Here is a 13,148-nt window from a genome sequence, read left to right as displayed (position 1 = left end):
GGACCGTTACGGATACTTCACGTTCTTGCCGAACGGGTAGAAGTTCTCGATCTTGAGATGCTTGTAGTCGAGCGCTTCCAGACGCACCGTGCCCACGAACGGTTGATCGGGCTCCACCAGCAGGATCTCTTTCGCCCAGCCGCTGTCGTAGTAGCCGCGGCGGAAGTGGACGCGGGACTTGATGGCGATGACTTTGAAGTCCGCCGCGTTGATGCCGATTTCGGAGAACGCAGCCGGCGCGGTGTTTTGATGCAGGTACGGGCTGATGATGAGCTCGTTGCCATCGCCGAACTTCACGCTGACCCAGAGCTGCGCGCCACCGCCACCGCCGAAGCGCGACATGCCGCCGCTGACCGTGTTCACCGTGCCCACCACGCGCACCGGCTCACCGGCTGATTCGTCCACGCGTCCACCGATCATCATGTCGAACTTGTCGCCGGGCCGGACGCCTTTCTTGCGCAAGGCTTCGATGGCGTCCTTGTCCGCGACGGTGCCGATCAAGGTGTTGCTGAGCTTCTGGTCGATGACTTCCTTGAGCAGCCAGGTGGCGGCGCCCGAACGGTCGCTGTGATCGGCGAGCACCACCGGCACCTGCTTCTTGGCGAGCGACTCCTTGGCCAGCTTCACGCCTTCCTTCATCGAGTAGACCTTGGTGCCGTAGTACAGCTGCTCCCGCAGGCGCCAGGCGGTGTTCGCCATGTCATCGGCGATGTGATTGGCGAGCTCGGGATTGCCGTTGGTCATGACTTGAAACGCCATGCCCGCTTCGTTCGAGTCCATGAACGCGAAGCCGTAGTAGAAGTTCACATACACGTCCGGCTCGCGCGCTTCCCAGACCAGGGCGCGCTGCACGAGATCCATCCAGGGCGAACGGCCGGTCCACTGCAGCACCGACGGCGTGAGGATGGGGGGCTTGCGGGTCGCCGTGGTGGGCTTGTAGTCGCCACGGATCGAACGAATCAACGTCCGCGCGGCGCGCTCGCCTTGCAGATAAGTATCGTAGTGAGGGTAGTACTTCGTGCAGAAGGCGAGGTTCGCATAGCGCAGGAAGTCCTCGTCCTCATTGCCGTGCGGATCGAAGGTTCCGACAATGAAGGCCTTTGGGCCAACTACCTGGCGCACGCGTCGGGCGAGCTCCGCTTCGGGCTTGGCGACATTCCGTACGCCCATCGCGCCGTGAACCGCGAGATAGACGCCGTCGAATGGGCCCTGTGCCTTGAGCTCCGAGATCATCTTGTTGACGAAATGATCGTAGGTCGACTTGTCGATCCACCCCGAGCCGGTGCCGGTTTTGGGAAACAGCGGCGACTCGATGCCGATCACTTCGACGTTGGCGTGCTCGCGGGCGACTTTCACGAAGCCGCCCATGTAGCCGTTGGGATCCGAGCCGAGCAGCGCTTCGCCGCGTGCCGGGGAGCCCTCGTAGATGAAGTCCGAGAGCTGCGTGTCGTACGGCAGGAACGTTACCGTCTCGTGCATGAAGAAGATCGCAGCGATGCGGATCGGCTTCGTGTTGTTGGGAGCCTTCTGCGCGTGCGCGACGCCCGAGGCAATGGCTAGTACGAGAGCGCTCCAGATCGAGAGGAGGGCGCGGCGGGACATCTTCATGCTGGACCTTACGCTGAGGAAGACCAGCTTCAACCTTAAGCGCCGCGGGTGCGCTCAACCGATGAAAAGAACAGCGGCGTGCATAACCTCAAGGAATGGTGGCGGACCGCTGCAGGCCGCCGTATCAGCGCCGGCGAGGCAGCCGGCGCCGATACGTTCCCATAGCGCGTTAGAACACGCTCCAGCGCAGCGAAATCCCGGCGACCTGTGCGTCAAAACGGCGGATGTCGCGGTTGCTGTTGCGGTCGATGCCGCGATAGCTCAGCTCGATGGCCAGCGGATCGCGCGGCTTGTAGGTGAGCGTGAACAAGCCGGTCAGTAGCTCGTCCTGCCGCTGGCCGCCGATCAGCTCGATGTCGCGCGTGTTCAGGTATTCCTGATCTTCGTACGACGCCGTGAGCGCGAAGCTGACCTTCTCGGTCGGGCTCCAGGTCGGCGAGATGCTGTAGCCGTCGCTGATGAAGTAATCGGATTCGACGTCGGTAAAGGCTTTCAGCTCGCTCCAGGCGGCGAACAACAGCGAGAATTTCTCGCGCGGTTTCCAGTCGATCTCGGCGCGCCAGGTGTCACCCGAGTAGCGGCCCCGTGGATCGGCGGGACGCTCGCGCTCGATGTAGCCGGCGCTCACACGGAACTGAGTGCGAACAGTCGCGGTGTAGGTGAAGCGGGCCTGCATGGAGTTTTCTTCGAAATCGCTGTTCGAGGCGCTGGCACCCGGCGCGACGACAGCGTTCGGAAACTTCGCGTCCATATAACGGTACTCGACACCGAACGAATGAAACGAGGGTGTGGCGTAGTCGATGCTGACGCGACCGACGTCGGCCTCGAGGTTTTCGGCCCGGCGTCGGTTCAGGCTGTGCTCGGTGCCGATGCGACTGCCGCCGGCGGTCACCGACCAGCGCGGGCCGATCGCCCAACGCACCAGCGCCGAGTAATTGGTGGTCTCGATGATGTCTTGATCCGAGCCCAGCGTGTTGGCGAAGTCCGCCAGTGTGCGGGTGTAGGCGCCGGACAGGCGGCCGGACAACGCGGTGAGCGCATGAAAGTCGAACGCTGCCGATGCGTCACCGCCGGTGTAGTTGAGATAGTCGTTCTCCCGATAGCGGGCATCGTAGACGCGCCCCTTGAGCCGCAATGTTTGCTGGCCCATATGGAAGTCGTTGCCGGCGCCGACCGTGATCCGATTGACGTAGTCTTCAGTCGACACCGCCTGGCGTGGCACCGTCGCATCGGGATCGATGGGACTGCCCGGGATCACATCGCCAGTCTCGCCCCTGCGGAACAGATTGCTGTCGTAGAGGAACTGTTCGGAGAAGTAGAGGTGCTCCTCCTTCTTCTCGTTCGGCTGCGCCGCCAGCGCGGCATGACAAAGCACCGAGCTGACCGCGGCCAGGCACAGAGTGTTTCGACCAAGGGATCCCTTTGCAGTCATTGTTCCCCTCCTAAGCTTTTTTCATAAATAAACGCAGCACGTCACGATCGGCGGGCATCAGATGGATGCGCGTGAGTGCCAGGAAGATGACGCCGCCGCCGGCGCTCAGCGCCAGCAGGCGAACCAGCGCCGGATATTCCATGGCCCGCAGCTCGATGTCGGCGAAATACAGCAGGATGGCCATGATCAGTGCCTTGGCGATGGCAGGCAAGATCGCGCCGAGCAGCCGGGGCACGGTCTGTTGCAGCAAGTTCAGCAGCACGCCGAGCGACACCACGGCATTGATCAGTGTGACGATGAAGTAAGCGGCCGCCAGGCCGAGCAGCCCCCACTGAATACCGGTGATGAAACCCGTGACGTGCAGGATGCTGCTGAAGATACCGAGGCGGAGCAGCAGGTCGGTGCGTCCCAATGCCTGGTACACGACACCGCCGGCGCTCACCAGCGACTGGATGAAACCGATCGGGGCGAGCCACATGATCAGCGCGGCGACCATGCCCCACGAATCACCCAGCGCCACATCGACGAATGGCTCGCGCAACACGAACAGCCCCGCCATCATCGGCGCCGTAAAGAACGAGATCACCGACAGCAGGCGCATCTGCATGGCGCCCAGCTCCTGCGGCGAGTGCTGGTGACGGCTCATCATCGGGAACAGCGCGCGCGTCGCGACGAACGTGAGGTTCTGCAACGGGAACAACATCACGCGATACGCCAGCGAGTAGGGGCCGAGCGCGGCCGGGCCGAGTATGCGGCCGATAATCATCGTGTCGGCATTGCGCGAGAAGTAATTCACCACGTTGAAACCAAACAGGCTGCCGCTGTAGCTCCACAAGCCTCTGGCATGTTCGCGACTCCAGCCCCATCTCATCTTCGTGTCGGATGCGATCCAGAACTGAATGGCCGAGAGCACCGCGACCGTCAGCGTCTGCAGCACCAGGCTGTACGGGCCGGCGCCGAGATAAGCGGACACCACCGCAACCGTGAATCCCGTCAGCAGCGCGACGATTTCGATGCGCGCCACGGTGGAGAACTTCGAGCCGCGCTCCAGCAGCGCCTGATGCACGGTCGAGCCGCTGAGGAACGGAAACGACAGCGCGCTCAGCTGCACCAGCGGCGCGAGTCCCGGCGCCTTGAACACATGATCGGCGAACAACGAGAAAATCAGCAGGCACGCCGCCAGCCCCAGACCGATGAAACAATTGGTCCAATGCGCCGTCAGTACGGTCTCTTCATCGAGTGTGTCGCGCTGAATGATCGCGGACGCCATGCCCATGTCCCGCAACAGCAGCGCGAAATTGTTGATCGCGAAGACGATGGCGACCAGACCGAAGTCGGCGGGCGTCAGCAGCCGCGACAGCACCAGCAGCCCCAGCAGCTGCACGCTGATACGCGTGACCTGGATCATGCCGACCCAGCGCACATTACGAACGGCGGACATCAGCGCTCCTGCCGGCTGCCGGCAATCAGATCGACCGCGATCGGAGCGGTTTGCACGTCGCCTCGCGGTGCCAGGGCGCGCTCAAATTTGGGACGCAGCCAGTGGCCCACGATTCGATAGTGTCGTTCGAAAGTCAGATACAACAGATAGGCGCAACCATGGGCAGCGACCACAGCGACGGTCACAGTGGCCCAGGTGCGCTCGAAATTTACATGTTCGAGCACGATGATTAAGACGGTGTTGTGGATCAAATACAAACTGTAGCTATATGACGCCAGGAATTTCACCGACCCGCGCAGCGCGGGCGGCACGCGCTTGACGCTGATCAGCAGCGCCAGCACGGAAAACATGATCATGGCCATCAGGATGGCGCTCTGCACGTCGAACGGCTGAAAACCGATCTTGCCGGCGCGTCCGAGCAGCGCCAGGGCACTGAACGCGCCCACGGCCGTGGCGACGCCGCGAATATTGGCGTAACCGTTGGCGCGCCACAAATGAAACAGATAACCGGCGACGGCGCCCAGCAGCCAGATCAAGCTCAGCGACTTGCCGCCGCCCGCGGCGGCGTTCCAGATCATCACCGGTGCTGCGACTGCCACCAGCGCCACGCCCAGCCAGCGATTGATGGACTCGCGCTTGAGCACACAGAAAAAGAACAAGCCCATGGATACATAGATCCACGTCTCGATCGCCACGGTCCAGAACGGCTCGGCGGAGTTGTAATTGCGCGTGCGCCATGACAAGTCGATGCCCGCGAACTCCAGCCCCTGGAAGATTGCATGGTCCTGCAGCATCAGCAGGTTGCCCACGAAGGTGAGCACGCCGGTGTTCACGCCGCCCTGGCTGTGATTGGTCTCGATGAGCGTCACGTTGAAAAACGCGATCAGCACCAATGCCGGCACATACGGCGTCATGATGCGGGCGACGCGATCGGCGAGGAAGCCGGCCAGGCGCGGCTCTGGCTTGTTCAGCCAGTTGATCATCGACTGCATGATCAGAAAGCCGGACAACAAGAAGAACACCGCCACGCCGAGGTTACCCAGCCTGTAGGTGTCGCCGACGCCGAAGTACAGCGCCAAGACATGCGAAGCGATAACGAGATTGGCACCGGCTGCGCGCAAGGCGTCGAGGTAGGTCGACGCCATTTCGCTCATGGGGTGGCCGTCAGCGGCTTTGCCGATGCTCTCGCTCATGGTTCACACCACTCCTGCGCACCGATCGCGGGCGCGTTTCACGATCTCGCTCCGAGACGCGCACGTAGTGCGCCGTAGTTGCGCATCCCAAGGCTGTGTTTCAACAGCATGCTCACCGCATTCGGCGGCGGGAGCGCGCCGGAGAACACGGACAAAGCCAGTCGCCATGACCAGCGCAATGCACCGGCCGCACCGGGCGCCGGGCCGACACTGCGAATCTCCAGCCCGAGCTTTTGTGCCCGAGTCAGTCGCGGGTGCTGATTCAGAAACGTTTGCATGACCGCCGGATCGGGATTCGAGCTGACGCGCTTCGGGTTGCCGACATTGCGCCACTCCACCAGCGGCTCGTGACAAAACACGGCGGCAATCCCGGCTTCGCCCAGCGTGAGCACGAAGTCCAGATCCTGAAAGCGTCGCAGCCGTTCGTTGAAGCGGCTCTTGCCCAGCAGATAGCGCGGCACCAGCAGGGTGCTGGTCTGCATGATGTTGCCCGACTTGAGCATGTAATCCGCCAGGCCCTCACCGGGCAGCGGCTCGCGCTTGGGCAGGATGTGCTTCTCGCCGTACTCGTTGACCTGCTCGACGGCAGTGAAACAAAACGCTTCGCGGGTCTGGGTACGCAACAGCGCCATTTGATTGGCGAGTTTGTTCGGCGCCCACAGATCGTCGGCGTCGAGAAAGGCGACCACATCGCAGGTCGAGTGATCGATGCCAAGATTGCGTGCCGCGCCGCCGCCGCCGTTCTTCGGGCTGCGCACGACCAGCAAGTCGGGGCCGGCAACGGCTTCGGCTTTTTCGATCGTGTCGTCTTTGGAGCAGTCGTCGACCACGACGATCTGCGTCGGACGCAGGGTCTGCGCGCGTGCCGTGGCAATGGCTTGTTGAATCGTGTTGCTCGCGTTGTACGCGGGAATCACGACCGAAACGGTTTTGAGCGAGTGGTAACTCATGGTCATGCGGCCAGGTGCTGTTGCATCGCTGGGTAAGTGAGGGAAGTTGCGAACGATCCGCCGCTCAGATGCGCCACTTCATAGGGCCGATCCTTGCGCGGGCCCGCCAGATGAATGACGGAAAGCGGACGATGCGGCGCGGTCGGCTCGCACAGTAATTTCGTTTCGGCATTCCAGACCGGACAGCTCAGATGCGGCAGCCAGTTGAAACGCGCGGGCAGGAATGCGGTCGGCAGATTTTCGAGATGAATCGCTGCGAACAGCGCATGCTGATCCATGTTCACCTTGCCGGTGCGCTCCAACGCCTTCGTGTAATAGCGCTGCCACTGTTGCCAGTGTGGAGCCGTGTCTTTGAGACAGAGCACGCCGATGTTGATGCTGGTGGCGAATGAGCAGCGCAGACCGTCGAGTACGCCGAACGAGGCGACCATGTTGCCGGCCCACCACTTCCAGTCGGTGAAGGTCTTGCGATAGCCCGGGCCGTTTTCAGTCACAACGGCGGCGCCACGGGCACGCGCACCTTCCGCATATGCAGTGACGAACTCTGGCGTCTGCATCCAGGCGTCAGCGTCGAACCACAAATAAACTTCGTAGCCGGTGAAGTAATCGCGCAGAGCGGTGCGTGCGACGAGGCCGATGTTTCGCAACGAGCGCGCCTCTTGCGGAACCGGTAGCGTCCATTGCGGCTCGACGATCTTGCAGCCGAGCGCGCTCAGCTGGGCGCGCTGCGCCTCGGTCAGCCCTTGATCGATGATGCCCATGTCGAGCGCTCTGGTGGCCGCGTGCGCGCGCAGAGAGCTGATCGCCGCAATGATCCAGGGAAAGAAATGAGCGTCGCCGCCCGTGATGATGATTTCCCTGCTCAAACGCATGCTCCTATTGCCAGTCGGCGGCTAGATCGTGAAGATGGCCGTGAATCAGTCGAGAGGTGAAGATGAGCATCATTGCTCTTGCAGCGGCGACGGCCACGGCCTGTACCGCATTGTTGGGCCAGCCGATCGATCCGGCGCGTCCTTACAAACAAACGGGACAGTTCGAACTGGTCAAGGATTACACGTTCGGTCGCCAGCGTCCGGATGCAACGGTGCAGTCGCGCGCCAAGCTCGATCAGGAATTTTTCTATCGCTACATCTACGAGAACGGCAAGCTCGACGGCCTCAAGACGTACTGGTCGTACCATCGTGATTATCCCGACGGCGACGCTCGCTCGCTGCATGTGTTCGACGACTGCACGCTCACATTGAAAGGGCGCATTCCGCCGGGCGGTGGCCTGAAGCCTCGCGGCATCGAGTCCGGCATGTTGCGTGGAAAGCTGCCGATCACCGAGGGCATGTATATCGAGATGCGGGCGAAGCTGCCGACGGGCATTGGCGCATGGCCGGCGTTCTGGTTGAACCCGGGCGTGCAATATCCCGACGGCAAATTCTCCGAGCTGCCCTGGCCGCCGGAAATCGACATCTTCGAATTCTTCAACTGGCAGGGCCGCCCCGAAACGCGCGTCATGACCGGATACGTCCAGTCGCACAAAAACCCCGAGCGCTACGGTCCGCCGAAAGATATCTGGACCAAGTTCAAGCGCAACGAGTACGTGCCCGGCTTCGATTTCTCGGCCGACTTTCACGTGTTCTCGCTCGACTGGGTCAAAGACAAGCCGATCTGGCTGCTGGACGGCGAGCCGATCAAACAGACCTATTACATCTGGAGCAAGCCCGTGCCGGCGCACCTGCTGGTGACCAATCAGCTTGGAATGATCTTGAAGGGCGTCGACGTTTCCGCGATGAAAGCCGACGAGGCGCAGTGGAACTACGTGATCGATTACATCCGTGTGTGGCGTCGCAAGGAGTGAGGGGTTGAGAGATAGCACGTCCGTACTCACGACCCACTGACGGGGGTTCTGGACGAACGTATCTGCTGTTTGACCCAGCCTTTCGCACGCCCCAAGGGCGAGCGCAATCTCCACAGCGCGCTCTTGGCTGTCGCCGCGATGTGAGTAGCACCCGGCATCACCATGGTCATGGCATCGATGCACAACACCGGCTTGCCTGAGCCGGTGGCGATCTCGTGAGATTGGCCGATTTCGCTTTCATAGAACAGCGTCGCGCCCGTCTCACGATACACGCGAATCTTGTGCGAGCAGTGCGCGCCCAGCCGGATGCGCTCGGCGCGGCTCGGCAGGTCGACCAGGTGCAGGTGGCCGTAAGAAATATTGTTGGCCGCCAGCCAGTCCTCGGTGAGGCTACGATACTTCTCAAGGCGGGCAGTCACGATGTGGCCGATCTTCAAGGTCGGGCGAAACAGCGGCCGCGCGGTGGCGAGGAATTTCTCGTAGCGCGGACCATCGTCGTTCTCGTGGGCCGTCGGGTCGACGCACAACACCCCATCCATGTCGAAGCAGGCAGTCTCGACGCAGGTGTGATGAAACGCGTTCCATTCGAACAGCCGGGGCTGCGGCAGGGTGAGGAAGGAAACGTTTACGCTGCTCTTGTGCGACGGCGCCACAATTGCGGCGCAGGTCGAGATGCGGCCCGTGTACCCGGCTTCCTGGATGCGCTCGAGTGCTTTCTGCATCGATCCACCAGTCGCGATGCTGTCATCGACCAGCAGGATGTGCTGTGCCTGGTGCAGCGAGTCCAGTGCGACGCCGAGCTTGCGCGTATGGCCGTGGCTGATGGCGCCGTCGGCAATGAAGGTGTCGATGTCACAAACCTGGCGATTCAGAAACAGTCCGATCTGATAAGCGGGCACCATGCCGCTGCGTGGGATGCCGACGATCAGATCGACGTCTGCCGGAATTTCATACAGTCGCGACCGGATGGCGTTGGACAGCTGGGCAAATGAAACATAACCAAACATTCGGCGCTCCTGCTTAGGCGTTTGCAGCGGCGGCAGTGGCCGCCGATTGCGCGAGGGAATTCGCGCGCGCCTTCTGTAACTCCGCGATGCGCTGCTGCAGCTGCAGCCCGCGGTCTTCCCATCGATATAAGGTCTTGGCCTGCTCGAACGCGCTCGTTTGCAAGCGATTCAGCAGTTCCAGACGATCGATGTGCTCGATGATGGCCGACGTCAGGCCTTCGAAATCGGTGCTGGTGATCAAATCTTCGCGCAGCTTGGCGGGCAGGCCAGCAGCTGCGGCGTCCACGGTCGCGACCGGGACGCGGCCGAAGATGTAGTCCAAGAACTTCAGCTTGAAGCCGCCGCCGATCAGCTCGGGGACGACGGCGATGCGCGCCTGCGCGAGGAATGGCGCGAGGTCCGTGACGAAGCCCTCGAAACGCGTCGCGCGACTGGTCGCGAGCAACGTTTGTTTCAAGTCATCGGGCACGTCACCGGCGACGACCAGCTCGATGCCGTTGGCGGCGAACTTGGCGTCGGCATGCTCGACGAAGCGGGCGAGATTCTCGCGCTTCACGACCCATTGGAACGAGCCGACGATCACGGCACGACGCGGTACTGACGCGTCGATGACTCGCTCGGGCGCCACGCCGCCGTCGTAGCCGGGCGTCAACGTGAGCGTGTTGTTGTCGCTGCGATGAGCGCGCAATGCCTGCTCATCCTCGATGGTGATGGCCGAAACCAGATCGACCTCACGCAGTAACCGTCGCTCCAAGCCGCGAACTTTGTAGTAGTTCTGCCAGAGCGCCAGCCGCTTGGGCAAACCCGCTTCGGCCTGCCGGGCCATGGCATGCCACAGCACTTCCTCATGATTGTGAGAAACGTGCACCAGGATGGTCTTGGCGCCGAGTTTGGTGGCGCGATACGCCTTGCAGCGATCCAGCGCCCAGCCGGTGCCATAGCTATCGAAGACGATCGCGTCCCACGGCTCACGCAGCTGCTCTTCGAGCAGCGCACGATATGCGCTCGTCGAATCAACGGCTGCGGTCAAAGGAAAGCGATTCAACAATGCGACGGCGGTGCTTCTGCGCGCGCCTGGCACCGACACCCATTCCATGCGCGCGCGATTCTTCGGCGTGGCTTCAGTGCCGCCAAAACCGAGCACGCGCACGAACGCACCGGCCTGCGCCAGCGCTTCGGAAAGCTTTGCCGAGTACACCTTCAACCCCTCGTTCATGGGGTAGGGCACATGCCGGCTGATCCACAAACATCTCATTCGGCGACCTTGCGTAACGAGGCGACGGGCGTCCAGGTCTGGAACCGTTCGCCACGCACCGATTTCCAAACACCCAATCCCGCGCCCGCCATGCTGGTGATGATGTCGACGATCTGCGAGAACGGCTTGATCGCGTAGCGGGCACCGAGAATGAAACCAATGATGGCGGCCGCGACCAGCACGACAGCGGCCCATGTGTATCCGGCCACGGCCAGCGCCGCGATCGCGAAGATGCCGCTGAGCGCGAGGAAGTAGATGCACAGCCAGCGCAGCAGCTTGTGCGACACGTATTTGTAGACGGTGATGAAGTTCAGCTTGCGGATGTGCGGCCAGATCAGCCGATGCACGTTGAACGCCTGGCAGGCGATGCGCGCCTTGCGGCCGAACTCGTCGGACGCGTTGCTCGCCGATTCTTCATAAGCGCGCGCGTCCTTCGATTGCACGATGCGATAGCCCTGGATCAGCACCCAGAACGACACGAACATGTCGTCGATGATGTGATCCGGCGGGGTCTTGTGCAGCGAGCGGCGCACGGCAAACAAGGAGCCGTCGGCGCCCATCACCGAGCCGGTCTGCTGTTCCAGTCGCTTGATGCTTTCTTCCAGACGCCAGTACAGCGAGCCCGTCGATGCCGTGACCGACTCGCCCTCATTCGTATAGATCAGGTTGCCGCAGACGCAGCCAATCTCGGGATCGGCGAACGACTCGCGCAGCTTGTCGAGCACTTCCATGTCCAGCATGACGTTGGCGTCCGTAAACAGGATCACGTCGCCGGTCGCGCGGCTCGCCAGCAGGTTCATGCCATAGGTCTTGCCATGCCGGGCGGGCGAAACGTGGAAGCTGATGTGCGGGGCATAAGCGCGCAGACGCTTGGCGGTCTGATCGCTGGCCGCGTCCACATAAATGAGAATCTCCAGCCCGGGCTCCCGCTGCTTCAGCGCCAGCAGGTTCTGCAGCTTCTCGCGGATCACGCCTTCCTCGTTGTAGGCGCACATGCAGATCGTGAAGTCGAGGTGCGGCTTGCGGGCCGGCAACGGCTTCGCTCGGTGCGGCCACACTTTCTTCATCAGTGTCAGCGACAGCGGGTAGGTGACGAACGGATGCTGGGCCAAGCCCAGACAGAGCACCGCCAGCAGCAGCAGGACGAGTTCCAGTGACATGATCATTCCTCAGATCCGCTTGGGCAGCGTGGTCTTCGAGGCCACGTTCGGCGCGACCAACGGCACTTTCCGTGTGGAAGTCAGCACCAGCAGGCCAAGCGCCAGGCCATGCGAGAACGGCACATACATGCCGTTGAGCAGGAAGGTGAGCGCGATGGCCACGCTCAGCATGCGCGGCAGCGGCGAAGCAAACAGGCTGCTGGCGATGAACGCGAAGTAGGTGAACGCGCCGACCAGCCCGAATTCGAAGATCATCTTGGTGACCGGCATGTCGGCCACTTCGATGGTGAACAGGTGCACGTAGTTCATGAACGCGCCGGCACCGTAGCCGAACAGCGCGCGTGACAGATTGGGCCACAGCATGTCTTCGAACATGTAGAAGCCGCCGACGAAGCGCGCGAAGCCGCTCGAGTTCGGATCGTCGAACTCGCCGGCGCGATTGCTGATGAAGTCCAGGCCCAATATCTCGCCGAACACCACGACCAGCACGAGGGCGCCGATGCCCAGCGCCAGCAGGTCCCAACGGCGGTGAATGAAGACCACGAAGGGCATGCAGACCAGCAGGATCAGGATGCCGGTGCCGGCATGCGCCATGATGATGCCGACGGTGTACAGACCGAGCGGCCAGAGACGTCGATTCGTCACCGACTCCGCGATGATGGCAACGGCCAGGAACTGCGCCAGGAAGGACGGCTCCAGCATGAACATGCCGGTGGCGCGGACCTGCGTCGAGGCGTAACTGATCGTGCCCTGGGCATTGAAGCCCTGCACCACGAACTGTTGCGGAATCAGGTTGTCGATCGGGTACAGAAAGGCGTTATCGATGAAGCCCTGCAGGAAATATTGAGCGATCGCGAGACAAGCGAGCAGCCGGGCGACATAGAAGAAGAAGGTGAGTGCCTTCGGCACGAGCTCGTCGCCGCGGACCACGACCAGCACGTAAGGGATGTGCAGCAGCGCCAGCATCATCAGCGAGTCCAGCGAGAACGTGCCGGCCTGTAACAGCTGCGGCAGGATCAGCACCGACAGAGTGATGCAGTAGAACCCGAGGCGCCGCGGCTCGATGCGCACGCAGTTGTTCACTACGCCGTATGCGATCACCAGCATCATCACAGGAATGGCGATGCCGATGCCCAGGACGGCGTAACCGGGAATACCGAACTTCGACAACAGGCTGGCGCACGCAATCGGCGTGCACAGCAGGAGCAGGGGCACGAAATCGCGGTGCTGTTGTGCTCGCGGCGCGACGTGGACGC

Annotated in this window: 11 protein-coding genes; 1 reads left to right on the top strand and 10 read right to left on the bottom strand. The window is 62.1% G+C overall.

From position 1 onward, the window contains the following. Positions 1-6 precede the first annotated feature (6 nt). The 6 genes from D0550_RS04990 to D0550_RS04965 all read right to left on the bottom strand — a co-directional run bounded on the left by D0550_RS04990 (position 7) and on the right by D0550_RS04965 (position 7,490). The gene (locus D0550_RS04990) at positions 7-1,608 is read right to left on the bottom strand and encodes a M81 family metallopeptidase (RefSeq protein ID WP_116808008.1); all 1,602 of its coding nucleotides are present in this window, start codon (positions 1,606-1,608) and stop codon (positions 7-9) included. A 169-nt stretch (positions 1,609-1,777) separates the two neighbouring features. Next, positions 1,778-3,040, bottom strand: coding sequence for an outer membrane beta-barrel protein (locus D0550_RS04985; RefSeq protein ID WP_116808007.1), 1,263 nt, complete (start codon positions 3,038-3,040; stop codon positions 1,778-1,780). Positions 3,041-3,050: 10 nt separating this feature from the next. Further along, complete coding sequence (locus D0550_RS04980; RefSeq protein WP_116808006.1) at positions 3,051-4,481, bottom strand: lipopolysaccharide biosynthesis protein; 1,431 nt, start codon at positions 4,479-4,481, stop codon at positions 3,051-3,053. Beyond that, positions 4,481-5,674, bottom strand: a complete 1,194-nt coding sequence (locus tag D0550_RS04975; protein ID WP_116808005.1) for an acyltransferase family protein — start codon at positions 5,672-5,674, stop codon at positions 4,481-4,483. The genes D0550_RS04980 and D0550_RS04975 overlap by 1 nt, the downstream gene beginning before the upstream one ends. 38 nt (positions 5,675-5,712) lie before the next feature. Continuing rightward, entirely contained in the window at positions 5,713-6,630 is a 918-nt protein-coding gene (locus tag D0550_RS04970) for a glycosyltransferase family 2 protein (protein WP_116808004.1), read from the bottom strand. Next, entirely contained in the window at positions 6,627-7,490 is an 864-nt protein-coding gene (locus tag D0550_RS04965) for a glycosyltransferase family protein (protein WP_153067037.1), read from the bottom strand. Before D0550_RS04965 ends, D0550_RS04970 begins: the two co-directional genes overlap by 4 nt. Positions 7,491-7,558: 68 nt before the next feature. Here D0550_RS04965 and D0550_RS04960 point away from each other — a divergent pair, with 68 nt between their 5' ends. Further along, positions 7,559-8,470 carry a family 16 glycosylhydrolase gene (locus D0550_RS04960; RefSeq protein WP_116808002.1) on the top strand — a complete coding sequence of 304 codons (912 nt, stop codon included), beginning with the start codon at positions 7,559-7,561 and terminating at the stop codon, positions 8,468-8,470. 26 nt (positions 8,471-8,496) lie between these two features. Here D0550_RS04960 and D0550_RS04955 read toward each other — a convergent pair whose 3' ends face one another. Genes D0550_RS04955 through D0550_RS04940 form a run of 4 tightly spaced genes read right to left on the bottom strand, consistent with a single transcriptional unit; the run spans position 8,497 to position 13,107 of the window. After that, on the bottom strand, positions 8,497-9,477 hold the full coding sequence (locus D0550_RS04955) for a phosphoribosyltransferase family protein (protein WP_116808001.1): 981 nt from the start codon (positions 9,475-9,477) through the stop codon (positions 8,497-8,499). A gap of 13 nt (positions 9,478-9,490) precedes the next feature. After that, positions 9,491-10,693, bottom strand: a complete 1,203-nt coding sequence (locus tag D0550_RS04950; RefSeq protein WP_161965638.1) for a glycosyltransferase — start codon at positions 10,691-10,693, stop codon at positions 9,491-9,493. A gap of 35 nt (positions 10,694-10,728) precedes the next feature. Next, entirely contained in the window at positions 10,729-11,892 is a 1,164-nt protein-coding gene (locus D0550_RS04945) for a glycosyltransferase (protein WP_161965637.1), read from the bottom strand. Positions 11,893-11,901: 9 nt separating this feature from the next. Further along, positions 11,902-13,107 (bottom strand): hypothetical protein, encoded by a 1,206-nt coding sequence (locus D0550_RS04940; RefSeq protein ID WP_153067036.1) that lies wholly within the window; start codon positions 13,105-13,107, stop codon positions 11,902-11,904. Positions 13,108-13,148 lie beyond the last annotated feature (41 nt).

It is taken from the genome of Steroidobacter cummioxidans, from assembly GCF_003104955.1.
Note: the sequence above shows the minus strand (reverse complement) of the source record. Positions and strands in the feature narration are given on the sequence as shown.

Bases quoted from the DNA above. Each gene is read 5' to 3' on its own strand.
- D0550_RS04990 (WP_116808008.1), bottom strand. From the start codon at position 1,608: ATGAAGATGTCCCGCCGCGCCCTCCTCTCGATCTGGAGCGCTCTCGTA.
- D0550_RS04955 (WP_116808001.1), bottom strand. From the start codon at position 9,477: ATGTTTGGTTATGTTTCATTTGCCCAGCTGTCCAACGCCATCCGGTCG.
- D0550_RS04960 (WP_116808002.1), top strand. From the start codon at position 7,559: ATGAGCATCATTGCTCTTGCAGCGGCGACGGCCACGGCCTGTACCGCA.
- D0550_RS04945 (WP_161965637.1), bottom strand. From the start codon at position 11,892: ATGTCACTGGAACTCGTCCTGCTGCTGCTGGCGGTGCTCTGTCTGGGC.
- D0550_RS04975 (WP_116808005.1), bottom strand. From the start codon at position 5,674: ATGAGCGAGAGCATCGGCAAAGCCGCTGACGGCCACCCCATGAGCGAA.
- D0550_RS04980 (WP_116808006.1), bottom strand. From the start codon at position 4,481: ATGTCCGCCGTTCGTAATGTGCGCTGGGTCGGCATGATCCAGGTCACG.
- D0550_RS04950 (WP_161965638.1), bottom strand. From the start codon at position 10,693: ATGAACGAGGGGTTGAAGGTGTACTCGGCAAAGCTTTCCGAAGCGCTG.
- D0550_RS04985 (WP_116808007.1), bottom strand. From the start codon at position 3,040: ATGACTGCAAAGGGATCCCTTGGTCGAAACACTCTGTGCCTGGCCGCG.
- D0550_RS04970 (WP_116808004.1), bottom strand. From the start codon at position 6,630: ATGACCATGAGTTACCACTCGCTCAAAACCGTTTCGGTCGTGATTCCC.